This window comes from Streptomyces sp. NPDC041129 (assembly GCF_055592265.1).
Window position 1 is genome coordinate 337131 of record NZ_JBVIYV010000001.1, and the last position, 17087, is coordinate 354217.

The 17087-nt window shown below is 73.2% G+C and carries 17 protein-coding genes and 1 pseudogene; 10 read left to right on the plus strand and 8 right to left on the minus strand.

Annotated features, from left to right (window positions below):
* Nucleotide 1: 1 nt before the first annotated feature.
* Nucleotides 2–1081 carry an ATP-dependent DNA ligase gene (locus ACZ6B1_RS01435; protein WP_468773884.1) on the minus strand — a complete coding sequence of 360 codons (1080 nt, stop codon included), beginning with the start codon at nt 1079–1081 and terminating at the stop codon, nt 2–4.
* A gap of 74 nt (nt 1082–1155) precedes the next feature.
* Here ACZ6B1_RS01435 and ligD point away from each other — a divergent pair, with 74 nt between their 5' ends.
* Together ligD and ACZ6B1_RS01445 are read left to right on the plus strand one after the other, a co-directional pair.
* On the plus strand, nt 1156–2175 hold the full coding sequence (gene ligD, locus ACZ6B1_RS01440; RefSeq protein WP_468773886.1) for a non-homologous end-joining DNA ligase: 1020 nt from the start codon (nt 1156–1158) through the stop codon (nt 2173–2175).
* A 123-nt stretch (nt 2176–2298) separates the two neighbouring features.
* Nucleotides 2299–3345 carry a LacI family DNA-binding transcriptional regulator gene (locus ACZ6B1_RS01445; protein WP_468773888.1) on the plus strand — a complete coding sequence of 349 codons (1047 nt, stop codon included), beginning with the start codon at nt 2299–2301 and terminating at the stop codon, nt 3343–3345.
* Between the two features lie 51 nt (nt 3346–3396).
* Here the strand turns inward: ACZ6B1_RS01445 and ACZ6B1_RS01450 are convergent, their stop codons facing one another.
* Entirely contained in the window at nt 3397–4188 is a 792-nt protein-coding gene (locus ACZ6B1_RS01450; protein WP_468773889.1) for a VOC family protein, read from the minus strand.
* A gap of 308 nt (nt 4189–4496) precedes the next feature.
* On the opposite strand from ACZ6B1_RS01450, the gene ACZ6B1_RS01455 reads away from it, so the two are divergent.
* Entirely contained in the window at nt 4497–4742 is a 246-nt protein-coding gene (locus tag ACZ6B1_RS01455; protein WP_358932356.1) for a WhiB family transcriptional regulator, read from the plus strand.
* Nucleotides 4743–4761: 19 nt separating this feature from the next.
* On the opposite strand, the gene ACZ6B1_RS01460 is transcribed toward ACZ6B1_RS01455, so the two are convergent.
* From ACZ6B1_RS01460 to ACZ6B1_RS01470, 3 genes are all read right to left on the minus strand, one after another.
* Complete coding sequence (locus tag ACZ6B1_RS01460) at nt 4762–5736, minus strand: acyl-ACP desaturase (RefSeq protein WP_468773891.1); 975 nt, start codon at nt 5734–5736, stop codon at nt 4762–4764.
* A 230-nt stretch (nt 5737–5966) separates the two neighbouring features.
* On the minus strand, nt 5967–6743 hold the full coding sequence (gene ddaH / locus ACZ6B1_RS01465; RefSeq protein WP_468773893.1) for a dimethylargininase: 777 nt from the start codon (nt 6741–6743) through the stop codon (nt 5967–5969).
* Between the two features lie 92 nt (nt 6744–6835).
* Entirely contained in the window at nt 6836–8515 is a 1680-nt protein-coding gene (locus ACZ6B1_RS01470; protein WP_468773896.1) for an ABC-F family ATP-binding cassette domain-containing protein, read from the minus strand.
* A gap of 369 nt (nt 8516–8884) precedes the next feature.
* On the opposite strand from ACZ6B1_RS01470, the pseudogene ACZ6B1_RS01475 reads away from it, so the two are divergent.
* Nucleotides 8885–9645: pseudogene (locus tag ACZ6B1_RS01475) on the plus strand (isocitrate lyase/PEP mutase family protein); the annotation flags it as partial.
* Between the two features lie 148 nt (nt 9646–9793).
* Here ACZ6B1_RS01475 and ssgD read toward each other — a convergent pair.
* The gene (gene ssgD / locus ACZ6B1_RS01480; RefSeq protein WP_468773898.1) at nt 9794–10210 is read right to left on the minus strand and encodes a spore wall synthesis regulator SsgD; all 417 of its coding nucleotides are present in this window, start codon (nt 10208–10210) and stop codon (nt 9794–9796) included.
* A gap of 211 nt (nt 10211–10421) precedes the next feature.
* On the opposite strand from ssgD, the gene ACZ6B1_RS01485 reads away from it, so the two are divergent.
* Nucleotides 10422–11528, plus strand: coding sequence for a WD40/YVTN/BNR-like repeat-containing protein (locus tag ACZ6B1_RS01485; RefSeq protein ID WP_468773900.1), 1107 nt, complete (start codon nt 10422–10424; stop codon nt 11526–11528).
* Nucleotides 11529–11588: 60 nt separating this feature from the next.
* Entirely contained in the window at nt 11589–11927 is a 339-nt protein-coding gene (locus ACZ6B1_RS01490; RefSeq protein ID WP_468773902.1) for a plasmid stabilization protein, read from the plus strand.
* Between the two features lie 10 nt (nt 11928–11937).
* Here ACZ6B1_RS01490 and ACZ6B1_RS01495 read toward each other — a convergent pair whose 3' ends face one another.
* The gene (locus ACZ6B1_RS01495; RefSeq protein ID WP_468773904.1) at nt 11938–12234 is read right to left on the minus strand and encodes a YciI family protein; all 297 of its coding nucleotides are present in this window, start codon (nt 12232–12234) and stop codon (nt 11938–11940) included.
* 60 nt (nt 12235–12294) lie between these two features.
* Here ACZ6B1_RS01495 and ACZ6B1_RS01500 point away from each other — a divergent pair, with 60 nt between their 5' ends.
* Nucleotides 12295–13008 (plus strand): endonuclease V, encoded by a 714-nt coding sequence (locus ACZ6B1_RS01500; RefSeq protein ID WP_468773905.1) that lies wholly within the window; start codon nt 12295–12297, stop codon nt 13006–13008.
* A gap of 48 nt (nt 13009–13056) precedes the next feature.
* Complete coding sequence (gene mmpA / locus ACZ6B1_RS01505; RefSeq protein WP_468773907.1) at nt 13057–13203, plus strand: morphogenic membrane protein MmpA; 147 nt, start codon at nt 13057–13059, stop codon at nt 13201–13203.
* Between the two features lie 10 nt (nt 13204–13213).
* Here the strand turns inward: mmpA and ACZ6B1_RS01510 are convergent, their stop codons facing one another.
* A complete protein-coding gene (locus ACZ6B1_RS01510; RefSeq protein WP_468773909.1) occupies nt 13214–14392 on the minus strand; it encodes a saccharopine dehydrogenase family protein in 1179 nt (392 codons plus the stop codon).
* A 205-nt stretch (nt 14393–14597) separates the two neighbouring features.
* On the opposite strand from ACZ6B1_RS01510, the gene ACZ6B1_RS01515 reads away from it, so the two are divergent.
* Together ACZ6B1_RS01515 and ACZ6B1_RS01520 are read left to right on the plus strand one after the other, a co-directional pair.
* Nucleotides 14598–15749, plus strand: a complete 1152-nt coding sequence (locus ACZ6B1_RS01515) for a CaiB/BaiF CoA transferase family protein (RefSeq protein ID WP_468773911.1) — start codon at nt 14598–14600, stop codon at nt 15747–15749.
* 83 nt (nt 15750–15832) lie between these two features.
* Complete coding sequence (locus tag ACZ6B1_RS01520) at nt 15833–17047, plus strand: acetyl-CoA C-acetyltransferase (RefSeq protein ID WP_468773912.1); 1215 nt, start codon at nt 15833–15835, stop codon at nt 17045–17047.
* The last annotated feature ends 40 nt before the right edge of the window (nt 17048–17087 follow it).

A 17087-nucleotide genomic window follows, 5' to 3' on the forward strand; every position in this document is an offset into this window, starting at 1 on the left:
CCTAAGGGGTCCCGCCCCGGGTGCCGAGGATCTCCGCCAGGTCGTAGCGCACCGGTTCCTCCAACTGGGCGTAGGTGCAGCTCTCCGGCGTTCGGTCCGGACGCCAGCGGCGGAAGCGGGCCGTGTGCCGGAAACGGGCGCCGTTCTCCATGTGGTCGTAGGCCACCTCGGCGACCCGCTCCGGCCGCAGCGGCACCCAGGACAGGTCCTTCTTGCCCGACCAGCGGCTCGGCGCCCCCGGCAGCCGGGCCGTCTCGTGCGCCGCCTCCTCCCCCCAGGCCGCCCACGGATGCCCGCTCACGTCGTCCATCCTCAGTGGCTCCAGCTCCTCGACCAGCTCGGCCCGCCGCTTCATCGGGAAGGCGGCCGACACGCCGACGTGCTGCAGCGCGCCCCGGTCGTCGTGCAGGCCCAGCAGCAGCGAGCCCACCACCGGTCCGCTCTTGTGGAACCGGTAGCCCGCCACCACCACGTCCGCCGTCCGCTCGTGCTTGATCTTGAACATGGCCCGTTCGTCCTGCAGATAGCGCAGGCCGAGCGGCTTGGCGACGATCCCGTCGAGGCCGGCCCCCTCGTACTGCTCGAACCAGCGCTCGGCCAGCTCGGCGTCGGTCGTCGCGGGCGCCAGATGGACCGGCGCGGCCACGCCGGCCAGCGCCCCGTCCAGCAGGGCCCGCCGGTCGGTGAGCGGCGCGTCCACCAGGGACCGGTCGTCCAGCGCGAGCAGATCGAACGCCACGAACGAGGCCGGCGTCCGCTCCGCCAGCGTCCGCACCCGGGAGTCCGCCGGATGGATCCGCTCGGTCAGCGCGTCGAAGTCCAGCCGGCCCTCCCGCGCGATCACGATCTCCCCGTCCAGCACGCACCGCCGGGGCACCCGCTCCTTGAGCGCCGCCACCAGCTCCGGGAAGTACCGGGTCAGCGGCTTGCCGGTACGGCTGCCCAGCTCGACCTCGTCGCCGTCGCGGAACACGATCGCCCGGAATCCGTCCCACTTCGCCTCGTAGTGCATGCCCGGCGGGATCCTCGCCACCGACTTGGCGAGCATCGGCTTCACGGGCGGCATCACCGGAAGATCCATGCGTCCGATTCTGCTCGCATACGCAACGCACCGCCCGGTATGCGCGCTGTGCGGGGTGCGCCTACCGTGGCCGCATGGGTGATGCGGTGCAACTGGAGGTGGCGGGGCGGACCGTACGGCTGTCCAGCCCGGACAAGGTGTTCTTCCCCGAGCGCGGCTTCACCAAGCTGGACCTCGCCCGGTACTACGCTGCCGTGGGCCCCGGCATCCTGCGCGCCCTGCGCGATCGCCCCACCACCCTCGAACGCTACCCGGACGGCGTAGGCGGCGAGTGGTTCTACCAGAAACGGGCCCCCAAGGGCATGCCCGACTGGATCCCGACCGCCCACATCACCTTCCCCAGCGGCCGCAGCGCCGACGAGATGTGCCCCACCGAGGAGGCCGCCGTGGTGTGGGCCGCCCAGTACGGCACCCTCACCTTCCACCCCTGGCCGGTGCGCCGCGGCGACGTCGACCACCCCGACGAGCTGCGCATCGACCTCGACCCGCAGCCCGGCACCGACTACGCCGACGCCGTCCGCGCCGCCCACGAACTGCGCGCCGTCCTCGACGAGTACGGCGGCCTGCGCGGCTGGCCCAAGACCTCCGGCGGCCGCGGCCTGCACGTCTTCGTCCCCATCGAACCCCGGTGGACCTTCACGCAGGTCCGCCGCGCGGCGATCGCGGTGGGCCGGGAGATGGAGCGCCGGATGCCGGACCAGGTGACCATCAAGTGGTGGAAGGAGGAGCGCGGCGAGCGCATCTTCCTGGACTACAACCAGACCGCCCGCGACCGCACCATCGCCTCCGCCTACTCCGTGCGGCCCCGCCCGCACGCCCCCGTCTCCGCGCCGCTGCGCTGGGAGGAGGTCGGCGTGGCCCACCCCCGCGACTTCGACCTCGCCACCATGCCGGCCCGCTTCGCCGAACTCGGCGACGTGCACGCCGACATGGACGACCACGCCTACTCCCTCGAGGCCCTGCTGGAGCTGGCCCGCCGCGACGAGCACGACCACGGCCTGGGCGACCTGCCGTACCCGCCGGAGTACCCGAAGATGCCGGGCGAGCCCAAGCGGGTCCAGCCGAGCCGGGCCCGCCGGGAGCAGGCCTCCTGAAGGAGCGGAACCCGGGCAGGCGAGGAGGCCCTGGCCCGGCGCCCGGCAGGCCCCCGCTGAGGCCCGTCCGGCCCGCCGGACCGCGGCTATCCTGATCGTCAGCCGCCGATGAGGAGTCCCGAAGTGACCGAGGCAGTGTCGCGTCCCACGCTGGAGGCCGTGGCCGCGCGGGCCGGGGTGTCCCGGGCCACCGTGTCACGGGTGGTCAACGGCGGGGACGGAGTCCGGGAGCCGCTGGTCGAGCGGGTCCGGCGGGCGGTCGAGGAACTCGGGTACGTGCCCAACCAGGCCGCGCGCAGCCTGGTCACCAAACGGCACGACGCCATCGCCGTCGTCATCGCCGAGCCCGAGGCCCGGGTGTTCGCCGACCCCTTCTTCGCCCTGCAACTGCGCGGCATCAGCAAGGAACTGACGGCCCACGACAACCAGCTCGTACTGCTGCTGACCGAGGGCCGCGCCGACCACGCGCGCGTGGCCCGCTACCTTGCCGGAGGCCACGTCGACGGCGCGCTCGTCTTCTCCCTGCACCTCGACGACCCGCTGCCCGGCCTGATCCGCAGCGCGGGCGTGCCCACCGTGTTCGGCGGCCGGCCCGACTGGAGCGACGGCGACGGCGCCCCCGGACCGGTGTACGTCGACAGCGACAACCGGGGCGGTGCCCGCGCGGCCGTGCGCCATCTCGCGGGCCTCGGCCGGACCCGGATCGCGCACATCACCGGCGCCCTGGACCAGACCTCGGCCGTGGACCGGCTCGACGGCTACCGGGACGTCATGGGCGACGCCGACCCCCGGCTCGTGGTGGAGAGCGACTTCACCCCGGGCGGCGGCGAACAGGCCATGCGGGAACTGCTCGACCGCTGCCCGGACGTGGACGCCGTGTTCGCCGCCAACGACCTCACCGCGCTCGGCGCCCTGCGCGTGCTGCGGGAGCGGGGCCTGCGCGTGCCCGAGGACGTTGCCGTGATCGGCTTCGACGACGTGCTGCCCGTCGCCGAGGAGTGCGATCCGCCGCTGACCACGGTCCGTCAGGACATCGAGGAGATGGGCCGGCTGATGGCCCGCCTGCTGCTCGCGGGCCCGGCCGGACAGGGCGGCCCGGGGGAGCACACGCAGCCACCGGCGGCCGGCGTGGTCCTGCCGACCACGCTGATACGCCGCGCGTCCGCCTAGGGGACGCCACTTCGCGGACACGGCCACCGCACCCGCGGTCCCGGCCCGCGTTCAGCCCTGGGACGACCCGCTTCTGATCACCGCGAAGCGGGCGCCGTACGGGTCGGCGAGCTTGGCCATGCGGCCCACGCCCTCCAGGGTGGTCGCCGGCATGCGCACCGTGCCACCGAGCCGCCGTGCCTTCTCGACCACGGCGTCGGTGTCCTCGACCTCGAAGTACGGCAGCCAGTACGGGCCGGCCTCCGCTTCGGCAGGGTCGTCGGCCAGCGGCACCATCCCGCCGAACATCGCGTCCTCCCCGGCCCCGCCGGCGTTGACGCAGGTGTACGTGCCGCCGGGGAAGGGCACGCCGGAGGTCTCCAGGCCGAGGACCCTGTAGTAGAACGCGGCGGCGGCCGCGATGTCCGCCGTGTACAGCTCGACCCAGCACAGCGCGCCCGGCTCGTTCGCCACGTCGACGCCCTTGGTCCGCCCGGGCTGCCAGATCCCGAACGGCACCCCCGCCTGGTCGGCGAGGACCGCCATGTGCCCCTGCCCCATCACGTCGAGGGGCTGGACCAGCACACCGCCGTGCGCCTGTTCGGCCGTCCTGGCGGTGGCCTGCGCGTCCTGGCTCTGGAAGTACACCGTCCAGGCCGGCGGGCCCTGCTCCGGTCCGGTCCCCATACCGCCGGCGACGGTCCTGCCGTCGAGCTGGAAGAAGCCGTAACCGCCGGCGTCCGGCCCCGCCGACCGGAACTGCCAGCCGAACAGACCGCCGTAGAAGGAAAGGGCGCCGTCCAGGTCCGGGGTGCCGACATCGACCCAGTTCGGAGCGCCGTTGACGAAACGGGTGGTGAGCATCTTCGCCCTCCTCGACAGGGGGACCGTGAACCGGGTCCCGTCCTCTGCACTGCCGAGTCTGGCACCGCCCACCGACAACCGCCGCCGAGGCCTCGCGGCGCGCCGGGCCCACGCGTGCGGCCGGACCCGCCGGGTCCGCGGGTTCCGCCGGATTCGACACCGGCACCGCGCGCCGCCGTGCACGGGCGTGTCGCGCGGCGCATCATCGGGACGGTGTACGCCTCCCGGCCGGGTGCCTGCCCCGGCGTCGACGCGGCGTTGATCCGGCGTTGATCGAACGTTTTTCGCCGCACGGCACGATCCTGGCCATGCACATCGACACGATCACCCCGGCCGACACCACCTGGCAGGCCCAGGCCCTGTGCGCGCAGACCGGGGCCGACTTCTTCTTCCCCGAGCCCGGCAGCTCGGTCCGCGAGGCGAAGCGCATCTGCGGCATGTGCGAGATGCGCCCCGCCTGCCTCGACTACGCGCTGAGCAACGACGAACGCTTCGGCGTCTGGGGCGGCCTGTCCGAGAAGGAGCGCCTCGCACTGAGGCGCACCTCCGGCTGACCCACCACGGACGGCTTCCTCAGCCCGCCGCCCGCGCCGCCATGCGGGCCTTGCGCGCCGCCAGCCGCTCGTCGAACCGGCTGGCCTCCGTGTCCAGCCCGCCCAGGAACAGACCCAGCTCCTCCTGGGCCTGCAGGCCCTCCGGGCCGAGCCCGTCCATCTCCATGATCTTCAGGAAGCGCAGCACGGGCTGCAGCACGTCGTCGTGGTGGATGCGCAGGTTGTAGACCTCGCCGATCGCCATCTGCGCCGCGGCCCGCTCGAAGCCGGGGATGCCGTGCCCGGGCATGCGGAAGTCGACGACGACGTCCCGGACCGCCTGCATGGTGAGGTCGGGGGCGAGTTCGAAGGCGGCCTTCAGCAGGTTGCGGTAGAAGACCATGTGCAGGTTCTCGTCGGTCGCGATGCGGGCCAGCATGCGGTCGCAGACCGGGTCGCCGGACTGGTGGCCGGTGTTGCGGTGCGAGATCCGGGTGGCCAGCTCCTGGAAGGCGACGTACGCGATCGAGTGCAGCGCTGAGTGCCGGTTGTCGGACTCGAAGCCCTCGCTCATGTGGGACATGCGGAACTGCTCCAGCTTGTCCGGGTCCACCGCGCGCGAGGTGAGCAGGTAGTCGCGCATCACGATGCCGTGCCGGCCCTCCTCGGCCGTCCAGCGGTGCACCCACGTACCCCACGCGCCGTCGCGGCCGAACAGCGAGGCGATCTCGTGGTGGTAGCTGGGGAGGTTGTCCTCGGTCAGCAGGTTGACGACGAGGGCGATTCGGCCGATCTCCGTCACCCCGGACTGTTCCTTGTCCCAGGCCTGGCCGTCCTCGAACAGGCCGGGGAAGTTGCGGCCGTCGCTCCAGGGCACGTACTCGTGCGGCATCCAGTCCTTGGCGACCTTCAGATGCCGGTTCAGCTCCTTCTCGACCACTTCCTCCAGCGCGTACAGCAGCCGCGCGTCGGTCCAGGCGGACGGGCTGCCGAGGTGAGGGGAGGTGATCGTCACGGGAACTCCAGGGGGACGCCGAGCAGAAGGGGGAGCGAAGTGGACGGTCCGGCGAGCGGTGCCGGGAACCTACGTGATCGTAGGCTACGAATCCGTAGGTTACGAAGCCGTAGGTTAAGGTCACCGTAAAGACCGCTGATCAGCCGCCCTGGCGCGGGCAGTTCACCGGTGTGCCGGACAGCCCCGGGACCCGCAGGTCCCGGGGCTGTCCGAGGCAGGGCGTCGCTCCGTCAGGCGTACAGCTCCCGCAGCCGCACCGAGAGGCACGTCACACATCCCTCGAGCTTCTCGAACTCGGAGATGTCCACGGTGACAACCTCGTGGCCGAGGTCGGTCAGCAGCTCCGCCGTCTTCGGGGCGCTCGCCGCCATGAGCAGCTTGTGGCCGCCGAGCAGTACCACGTGCGCGCCGGACTCCTCCGGCACCGACAGGAACCCCGGGAACAGCGACGGCCGGTCCACCATCGGGATGTGCCCGATGACCGTCCCGTCCGGCAGCGCGGTGACCGCCGACTTCAGATGCAGCACCTTGCTCACCGGCACGGCCACCACCCGCGCGCCCAGCGGCTCGAACGCGGCCCGGAGCTGCTGCACCCCGGCCGCGTTGGTGCGCCCGCCCCGGCCGACGTAGACGGTGTCGCCGACCTTGAGGACGTCGCCGCCGTCCAGCGTGCCCGGCTCCCAGATCCAATTCACCGAGCAGCCGAGCCGGGCCACCGCCTCCTCGACGCCCGCGGTCTCCGCGCGCCGGGACTCCGCGCCGGGCCGGGTGATCAGCGCCACGTTCCGGTACATGACCACGGTGTCCTCGACGAACACCGAGTCGGGGCAGTCGTCGGCCGGGTCGACCTCGATGGTCTCCCAGCCGTGTGCGCCGAGCGCCTCGACGTAGGCCTCCCACTGCTCGACGGCGAGGTCCACGTCGGCCTTCTCCCGCTCGATGTGCGTCACCAGCCCCTCGGCGAGCAGCGGGCTGGGGCGGCGGACGAGGGCCTTCTTGCTGGGCACGAGGGGCCTTTCCTGATCGGCGGTGCGGTCCGGCGCCCGGGACACGGGGCCGGACCGCCATCATGCAGCGCGGCATGGCCAGGACAAAACCCTCACCCTGCCTCGTTAGCAGGCTGTTCTCCTCCTGAGATCCCCGGCGGCACCGGCCCGCCCGGGTTCGCGAGCTCCTCGGGCGTGGTCTCCCTCAGCTTCCCTCCCTCCATCAGCAGCCAGCGGGTGATGCCGATCGACTCGAGGAACGGCAGGTCGTGGCTGGCGACGAGCAGCGCGCCCTCGTACGACTCCAGGGCCGAGGTGAGCTGCCGGACGCTCGCCATGTCGAGGTTGTTGGTCGGCTCGTCCAGCAGGAGCAGCTGGGGCGGCGGCTCGGCGAGCATCAGCGCGGCCAGGGCCGCCCGGAAGCGCTCGCCGCCGGAGAGCGTCCCCGCCTTCTGGTCGGCCCGCGCGCCACGGAACAGGAAGCGGGCCAGGCGCGCCCGGATCCGGTTGTTGGTGGCGCCCGGCGCGAACCGGGCCACGTTCTCGGCGACGGTCGCCTCGTCGTCGAGGACGTCCAGGCGCTGCGGCAGGAACCGCAGCGGAACGTGCGTCAGCGCCTCGCCGGCCACCGGCGGCAGCTCCCCGGTGATGGTCCGCAGCAGCGTCGTCTTGCCGGCGCCGTTGCGTCCGACGAGCGCGATCCGCTCCGGCCCGCGCAGATCGAGGATGCCCTCGACGCGGGACCCGTAGGCCGTCTCCAGCTTCTCCAGGGTGAGCACCTGGCGGCCGGGCGGCACGGCCGTGAACGGCAGTTCGACGCGGATCTCGTCGTCGTCCCGCACCGCCTCCACCGCCTCGTCCAGCCGGTCCCTGGCCTCGGCGAGCCGTTCCTCGTGCATGATGCGGTGCTTGCCCGCCGACTCCTGCGCGGCGCGTCTGCGCGCGCCCATGACGATCTTCGGTTCGCGCTTGTTCTCGAACATCTTCTGCCCGTACCGCTTGCGCCGGGCCAGCTTGACCTGGGCGTCGGCCAGTTCGCGCTTCTGCTTGCGCACGTCCGACTCGGCGACCCGCACCATCCGCTCGGCCGCCTCCTGTTCGACGGCCAGAGCCTCCTCGTAGGCCGAGAAGTTGCCGCCGTACCGGACGATCTCACCCGAGCGCAGATCGGCGATCTGGTCGACCAGGTCCAGCAGTTCGCGGTCGTGGCTGACGACCACCAGCACACCCGGCCAGGCGGCGACGGCCGCGTACAGCCTGCGGCGCGCGTACAGGTCCAGGTTGTTGGTGGGCTCGTCGAGCAGCAGCACGTCCGGGCGGCGCAGCAGCAGCGCGGCCAGCCGCAGCAGCACCGACTCGCCACCGGACACCTCGCCGACGGTGCGGTCCAGGCCGATGTCGCCGAGGCCGAGCTCGCCGAGGGTGACCAGGGCGCGCTCCTCGACGTCCCAGTCGTCGCCGACCGCCTCGAAGTGCTCCTCGGCGACGTCGCCCGCCTCGATGGCGTGCAGGGCGGCCCGCCGGGCGGCGATGCCCAGGACCTCGTCGACGCGGAGCGTGGTGTCGAGCGTGACGTTCTGCGGGAGATGGCCGATCTCGCCGGTCACCTTGACGGTGCCCTCGGCCGGGGTGAGTTCACCGGCGAGGAGTTTCAACAGGGTCGACTTCCCTGATCCGTTGACGCCGACGAGTCCCGTCCTGCCGGGTCCGAAAACGACGTCGAGGCCGTCGAAGACGGAGGTGCCGTCGGGCCAGGCGAAGGACAGGGACGTACAGGTGAGGGACATGGACATAAAGGCCTCGCGGTTGCTGGATGCGGTCTGGGCGGACGCGTGTCGAGACACCGCGAGGCGGAAACCGAAGGCCTGGGCAGCAGGGGCCCATGAGAAAGGCCTGTGCCGGAGGACGGCTCGGACGCCGAGGTCGTACAACCACGCACACCTCACCGGTGTGAGCGCGGTGTCTCAGGACCTCAGACGAGCAACGTCCTTCTCCAATCGGCGGCAACAGGACCTCATACAACGTACGAGGGGTGCGGGAGGCTGTCAACGCGATTGATCGCGGAGCCCCTCCCGTGTTCCGCGGTGACCCGGCCCGGTGACCCGGCGTCCACGTCGGCTTCCTGCCGGCGCCCGTCCCACCCCGGCTGTTCGACTGCCGTCATGACGCATCAGCACCCGCTTCTCGAGTCCGCCCGCGCCTTCCGCGCCCTGCACGAGCCCGGCCGTCCGCTGGTCCTGCCGAACGCCTGGGACGCCGTCAGCGCCGCCGTCGTGCAGGACGCGGGCGCCGCCGCGATCGCCACCACCAGCGCGGGGCCGGCCTGGGCGCTGGGCGCGGCCGACGGCGACCGGCTAGCCCGCGACCTCGCGCTCGCGGCCGTCGCCCGCGTCGCCGCCGCGGTGCGGGTACTGGTCAGCGCCGACATCGAGGGCGGGTACGCCGAGGACGCCGCCGGCGTCGGTGACACCGTCGCGGCGGTGATCGCCGCGGGCGCGGTCGGCGTCAACATCGAGGACGCACGCCACGAGCCCGGCGGTGAACCGCTGCGGACGGTGGCCGAGCAGGCGGAGCGGATCGCGGCGGCCCGGGCGGCCGCCGACCGGGCCGGGGTGCCGCTGTTCGTCAACGCGCGGATCGACACCTTCCTGCGCGGCGCCGGGGGAGTCGACCTCACCCTGGAACGGGCCGCCGCCTTCCTCGCCGCGGGCGCCGACGGGATCTTCGTCCCCGGAGCCGTCGATCCGGGGACGGTCAAGGCGCTCGTGGCGGGCATCGACGGACCGCTCAACGTGATGGTGGACCCGGGGCACCCTCGGTGGCGGAACTGGCCGGCCTCGGCGTCGCCCGGATCAGCGCCGGCGCGGGTCTCGCCCAGGCCGCCCACGCCCTCGTCCACCGTGCCGCGCGGGAGCTGCTGCGGTAGGGGACCTACGGGTCGCTGGCCGGCGGGTTCGAATACGCGGAGCTGAACGCGCTGCTCACGCGCGCATAGCGAGGGCGCCGTTCACGCGCGCGTGGCGAACGCGCTGCTCACGCGCGCGCAAGCAGGCGTGACCGCGTGCCGGACGTCAGCAGGCGTCCCGCATCAGGACGGCCAGGTCGTGGTCGAGGTCGAGCTGGAGGTGTTCCAGGCCGACCGGCACGAGGGCGGCGGTCGCCTCCAGGAACCGCCGTATCTCGCCCGAGCGCACATGCACGACCGCCGTGCCCTCGGGCGCGTGGAACTCCAGCACGGTGCGGTCGTAGCCGTACGGCCGGACGCGTACGTCCCCGTGACCCTCCGGGCCCTCGAGCCCCGCCGCGAGGAGTTCCCGGGAGAAGGTCCAGCAGACGTCGACACCCTCCAGGGTGGCCGGCGCGGGGAAGGACATCCGGACGGCGAAAGGATCGCGTCGTTCGTAGCGCAGCGTGGCAGGGATGCTCGGCATGCGTGGTGCGGCGGCGACGAGGCGGGCCTCTACGGGCTGCTCGATCATGGTGGACAACGCCTTGCTCCCTTGTGACGGCTGGACGCACTTCCGGTGTGGCACCCGGTACTGGAGGAGACGACGGATTCGGCCAGTCCGTGCACACGAGACACGAGTGACCTCGGTCACCGCCTTCATGCTTCGCGCACGGCGACGTGGCCGGGGCGGCCCCGCGGACGGTGCCGGGCCCTCTGGACGGTGCCGGGACGGTCCGCTAGCTTCGCCCGCCATGAGGCGCCTGGGGAGCACGCGACGCAGGGGACGAACGCTTCGGCTGCTGGCGGCGGGGGTGGCGTGCACGGCGGCGCTGGCCGCGCCGACGGTACCGGCCACCGCCGAGGCGGCCGCGCCGGCCCGGGGCGGTGCGCACTGGGCGGAGAAGGACAGCGGCACCCCGCAGGTCCGCTTCCGCGGGCTGGCCGCCGTCGACCGCCGGACGGCCTGGCTGGCCGGTACCGGCGGCACCGTACTGCGCACCACCGACGGCGGGACGAGCTGGCGGAACGTCTCCCCGCCCGGCGCGGCCGACCTGCAGTTCCGGGACGTCGAGGCGTTCGACGGGCGGCGCGCGGTGGTGCTGGCCATCGGCGAGGGCGAGGCCTCCCGCGTCTACCGCACGGACGACGGCGGCACGACATGGACGGAGTCGTTCCGTAACACCGACCCGAAGGCCTTCTACGACTGCCTCACCTTCTTCGACCACCGTCACGGCCTCGCCATGAGCGACCCGGTGGACGGCCGGTTCCGCATCCTGTCCACCGGTGACGGTGGCCGCTCCTGGCGCGTTCTGCCCTCCTCCGGCATGCCGGAGGCCCTGGACGGCGAGGCCGGCTTCGCCGCGAGCGGCCAGTGCCTGGTCACGGCGGGACCGAAGGACGTCTGGCTGGCCACCGGCGGCGCCGCCCGCGCGCGCGTGCTGCACTCCGCCGACCGCGGGCTGACCTGGACGGCCGCCGACACGCCGGTACCGGCGGGCGATCCCGCCAAGGGCGTCTTCGCGCTCGCCTTCCGGGACCGCGCCCACGGCCTCGCGGTAGGCGGCGACTACCGTCCCGACCAGTCCTCGCCGCGGGCCGCCGCGGTGACCGCCGACGGCGGCCGCACCTGGCGGCCCGTCACCAGCCCGCCGCCCGCGTACCGCTCCGGCGTCGCCTGGCTCCCGCACAGCCGTTCCGCCGCGCTGGCCGTCGGCCCGACCGGCACCGACCTCACCACCGACGGGGGCCGAAGCTGGCGCACCCTCGACACCGGTTCGTACGACACCGTGGCCTGCGCCCCCGACCTGAGCTGCTGGGCAGCCGGTGAGAAGGGGCGGGTGGCCCGGCTGGAACGCTGACGTATGCGTGCGGAACCCGGGTACTCGTTTCCCGTCACCGAGGACAGGAAGGGAGCGATCATGCCAGCCGGTTCCAGCCCCAAGCGCGAACGCCAGTACGAGCACATCAAGGAGAGCGCACAGGAACGGGGCGAAAGCGCCGGGCGCGCGAAGGAGATCGCCGCGCGGACCGTGAACAAGGAGCGCGCCCGCTCCGGCGAGTCCAAGACCGCCAGCCGCAGCTCGACGCAGGACATGTCGTCCAGCAGGCGCGGCGGCCAGCGGTCGGGCAACCGGGCCGGCTCCCAGGGTCCGACCCGCGACCAGCTCTACAACGAGGCGAGGCAGCGAGGCATCGAGGGCCGCTCGAACATGAGCAAGGACCAGTTGCGGCGCGCGCTGGACGACAAGAAGGGCTGACCGGCTCCGGTCAGCCCGCAGGCTGACGGTGGCGGTCCAGCTCCGGAGCCGTCTTCGTGGCGCGAAACTCCGTGATGCGGTACTCGCACACCCCGGCGGCGACGAGCGGGTCGCCCGCGGCGACCTCCTCGATGCGGGCGCGGTCCTCCGCGACGGCGAGGATCACTCCGCCGTCGCGGGGCTCCTTGCGCCCGGAGGCCAGGAACCGGCCCTTCTCGTACTGCTCGTCGAGCCAGGCCCGATGCGCCGGCAACGCGGCGTCCACGTCCTCGAGCGGGGCGGTGTACGTCAGCTCCAGTACGAACATGATCACGAGCCTACCCCGGCGCCCGCCGGGCCGTCCCCGGGTCGTACAGTCCTGTCCACCATGAGGACCGTAGGCGTGCCCGCGAACTGGCCGGCGACCGAGGAGGAGGCCCGCGCCGTACAGGACGAACTGCGCGGCCGGGTGGTGCTCGACGAGCCGGGGCCGCCGCCCGGATCGGGACGGGTGACCGGCGTGGACGTCGCCTACGACGACGAACGCGACCTCGTCGCCGCGGCGGCCGTCGTCCTGGACGCGGTCACCCTTGAGGTCGTGGCCGAGGCCACGGCGGTCGGCCGGATCTCCTTCCCGTACGTACCCGGGCTGCTGGCCTTCCGTGAGATCCCGACCGTACGCGCCGCCCTGGACGCCCTGCCCTGTCCGCCCGGTCTGGTGGTGTGCGACGGGTACGGCCTCGCCCACCCGCGCCGCTTCGGCCTCGCCAGTCACCTGGGCGTCCTCACCGGACTGCCGACCATCGGCGTCGCCAAGAACCCCTTCGCCTTCACCTACGACGAGCCCGCCCCTCTCCGCGGCAGCTCCGCCCCGCTCCTCGCGGGGTCCGAGGAGGTGGGCCGTGCCCTGCGTACCCGGTCCCACGTCAAACCGGTCTTCGTCTCCGTCGGCCACGGCACCACGCTGGACAACGCCCTGGCCCACACCCTCGCGCTGACGCCCCGGTACCGCTTGCCGGAGTCGACCCGCCACGCGGACTCGCTGTGCCGGCAGGCACTGAAGCGGGCGGTCGCCGGGGAGGGGACTGAGTACCGGGACTGAGTAGCCGTACGGATGTGCGGGGTTCCGGGTGATCGGCAGGGTGGGCCCATGACGACGCACCGTGCGCACAAGCCCCTCGCCGATCCGAACCGGCCCGTCGAGCGGGTCGTGAACGCCGCTCTCGTGCTCGCGGTGCTCGCCGGGCTCGGCTGGATCTGCGGCATGGTCTACACCCTGGTGCGCTGGCCCCTCTAGCGAGGGAGGGTCAGCGGCTCGCCGCGACGCGGAAGCGGATGCCGGCCCCGCGCAGTCGTTCGGTGAGCGCGTCGCCCATCGCCACCGCGGTGGTGACCTGCCCGGCCGTCGGCGGGAGGTCGTCGAAGGCGAGGCAGAGCGCCGACTCGGCGAACATCTTCGCCGTCTCGTCGTAGCCCGGGTCGCCGCCCGAGACCTCGGTGTACACGCGCCGCCCGCCGCCCTCGCCGACGAAGCGGACCCGGAACCAGCTCCGCGCGCGCTTCTCGGCGCTCGGTCCGTCTCCGGGCCTGAGCCGGTCCGAGAGCCAGCGCCGGGCGGGCGGCAACTGGGCGGCCGCCGCGACCGCGCCGACGGCGGCGACCCCGCCCGCGGCCACCGGCAGGTGCCGGACAGCCGCGTAGTGCCGGTAGCGGAAGTCGGGGCCGTACCGCTCCAGGGCCTTCGCCGAGCGGCGCACGATCTGCGGGTCGATGGTGGGCAGCGGCAGCGCCCAGGCGCCCACCTCCCGGGCGAACCGCGGGGCGCCCGCCGGTGCCGACACCCGGCGCCCCAGCAGCCGCGGCTCGTGCCGCCGGCGTTCCCGGGCCGCGGCCGCCATCTGCCCGCCGCGCGCGAACTGGTTCAGCGCGGAGGCCAGCGTGCCGCCGGAGAAGGTGGCGTCGGCCGTCACGAACCCGTCCACGGTCAGCGGCACGCCCTCAGGCAGCTGCCGGACCGTGAAGTGCACGCCCAGGTCGTGCGGTACGGAGTCGAAACCGCAGGCGTGCACCAGGCGGGCGCCGGTCTCCCGCGCGCGTGCGTCGTGCCGGACGTACATCAGGTCGACGAACTCGGGCTCGCCGGTGAGGTCGAGATAGTCGGTCCCGGTGTCCGCGCAGGCGGCGACCAGCTCCTCGCCGTACTCCAGGTACGGGCCCACGGTCGTGGCCACCACGCGCGCGTGCTCGGCGAGGGCCCGCAGCGTGGACGGGTCACGTACGTCCGCGCGGAGCGTCCCGATGCCCGAACCGCCGGGCAGCCGCGCCCGCAGCCGCTCCAGCGCGAGTTCGTCGCGGCCGGCCACCGCCCAGCGCAGATGCTCGGGGGCATGTGCCGCGAGGTACTCCGCGGTGAGCGTGCCGACGAAGCCGGTGGCCCCGAAAAGCACCAGGTCGTAGGGACGATCCGTCCTCTTTAGCCTGCTCATGTCACCCCTTGCCTCCGCAGCCCGTGCCGCTGTCGGTGGCTGAGGCTAGCGTGAGTGGTGCGGAGCCGGACGACCAGCCCGGGAATGACGGCGGTGGGCACTTGGCTAAGCGCTTGCTCGTTCAGGTCTTGTGCCGAGTGGAACGTGTTCTTAGCATCCTCGGTGTTACATCAGTTGTGTCACATGGGCTTGGGGGCAGGACGGCATGACGACGGCAGGGACGCCGGGCCACGGTCCGCTCTCGGGTGTGCGCGTGGTCGAACTGGCCGGCATCGGGCCGGGCCCGTTCGCCGCCATGCTCCTCGCCGACCTCGGCGCCGACGTGGTCCGGGTCGACCGCCCGGGCGGCCCGGGCCTCGGGATCGACCCCGCGCACGACGTGACCAACCGCAACAAGCGCTCGGTCGTCGTCGACCTGAAGGCACGGGACGGCGCCGCGCGCGTGCTCGATTTCGCCGAGCGCGCCGACATCCTGATCGAGGGCTACCGCCCCGGCGTCGCCGAACGGCTCGGCGTCGGCCCCGCCGCCTGCCACGCCCGCAACCCCCGGCTGGTCTACGGCCGCATGACCGGCTGGGGCCAGGACGGCCCCCTCGCCGACCGCGCCGGCCACGACGTGACGTACATCGCCCTCACCGGCGCCCTCGGCATGATCGGCCGCGCGGACGAGCCCCCGGCCGTCCCCGCCAACCTGCTCGGCGACTACGCGGGTGGCTCCCTCTACCTGGTCGTCGGCGTCCTGGCCGCCCTGCACCACGCGCGCGCCACCGGCACGGGGCAGGTCGTGGACGCGGCCATCGTGGACGGCACCGCGCACCTGTCGGCGATGATCCACGGCATGCTGTCCGCCGGCGGCTGGCAGGACCGGCGCGGCACCAACCTCCTGGACGGCGGCTGCCCGTACTACGGCACCTACGAGACCGCCGACGGCGGCCACATGGCGGTGGGCGCCCTGGAGACGCGGTTCTACGCGGAGTTCCTGCACCTGCTCGGGCTGGACCACCTGGCCCCGGCCCGCGACGACCGGAGCCGCTGGGGCGAACTGCGCGAGCAGGTCGCCGCCCGCTTCAAGTCCCGCACCCGGGACGAGTGGACGGCCCTCTTCGAGGGCTCGGACGCCTGCGTAGCCCCGGTGCTGTCCCTGCGCGAGGCCCCGCACCACCCGCACCTGGCCGCCCGCGGCACCTTCACCGACCACGGCGGCATCACCCAGCCGGCCCCCGCCCCCCGCTTCTCCGCGACCCCCACCACCGTCCGCACCGGCCCAGCCCGGCCCGGCGCCGACACCGGGACGGTGGCGCGGGACTGGGGCATACCTGACCTCGTCGACGACGACCTCGTCCCGGACGGCGACTGACCCCGGCCACCGGGCCACCCGACGACCCACCCCGCCCTCGGCGACCGAGCCCCGCTCGGCCCACCCTCCCGAAAGGCACACCAGTGAGCACCGAAGCGTACGTGTACGACGCGATCCGCACCCCGCGCGGCCGCGGCAAGGCGAACGGCGCCCTGCACGGCACGAAGCCCATCGACCTGGTCGTCGGTCTCATCCACGAGATCCGCGACCGCTTCCCCGGCCTCGACCCGGCCGCGATCGACGACATCGTGCTCGGCGTCGTCGGACCCGTCGGCGACCAGGGATCCGACATCGCCCGCATCGCCGCGATCGCCGCCGGGCTGCCGGACACCGTCGCGGGCCTCCAGGAGAACCGCTTCTGTGCCTCCGGCCTCGAGGCCGTCAACCTGGCCGCGGCCAAGATCCGCTCGGGCTGGGAGGACCTGGTCCTGGCCGGCGGCGTGGAGTCCATGTCCCGCGTGCCGATGGCCTCGGACGGCGGCGCCTGGTTCAACGACCCGATGACCAACCTGTCCGTCAACTTCGTGCCGCAGGGCATCGGCGCCGACCTCATCGCCACCATCGAGGGCTTCTCCCGCCGGGACGTCGACGAGTACGCCGCCCTGTCCCAGGAGCGCGCCGCCACCGCCTGGAAGGAGGGCCGCTTCGACCGCTCCGTCGTCCCCGTCAAGGACCGCAGCGGGCTGGTCGTCCTCGACCACGACGAGCACATGCGCCCCGGCACCACCGCCGACTCGCTCGCCGGGCTCAAGCCCTCGTTCGCGGACATCGGCGAGCTGGGCGGCTTCGACGCGGTCGCCCTGCAGAAGTACCACTGGGTGGAGAAGATCGACCACGTCCACCACGCGGGCAACTCCTCCGGCATCGTCGACGGAGCCTCCCTGGTGGCGATCGGCTCCAAGGAGGTCGGCGAGCGGCACGGCCTCACCCCGCGCGCGCGGATCGTCTCCGCCGCCGTCTCGGGCTCCGAGCCGACCATCATGCTCACCGGCCCCGCCCCGGCCGCCCGCAAGGCGCTCGCCAAGGCCGGGCTGACCATCGACGACATCGACCTGGTCGAGATCAACGAGGCGTTCGCGGCGGTCGTGCTGCGCTTCGTGAAGGACATGGGCCTGTCCCTGGACAAGGTCAACGTCAACGGCGGCGCCATCGCCCTCGGCCACCCGCTCGGCGCCACCGGCGCCATCATCCTCGGCTCGCTCATCGACGAACTCGAGCGCCAGGACAAGCGTTACGGCCTGGCCACCCTGTGCGTGGGCGGTGGCATGGGCATCGCCACCATCGTCGAGCGCGTCTGAACTCCCCGCGGAACCACGAGACCTCAACGGAGACGACTGT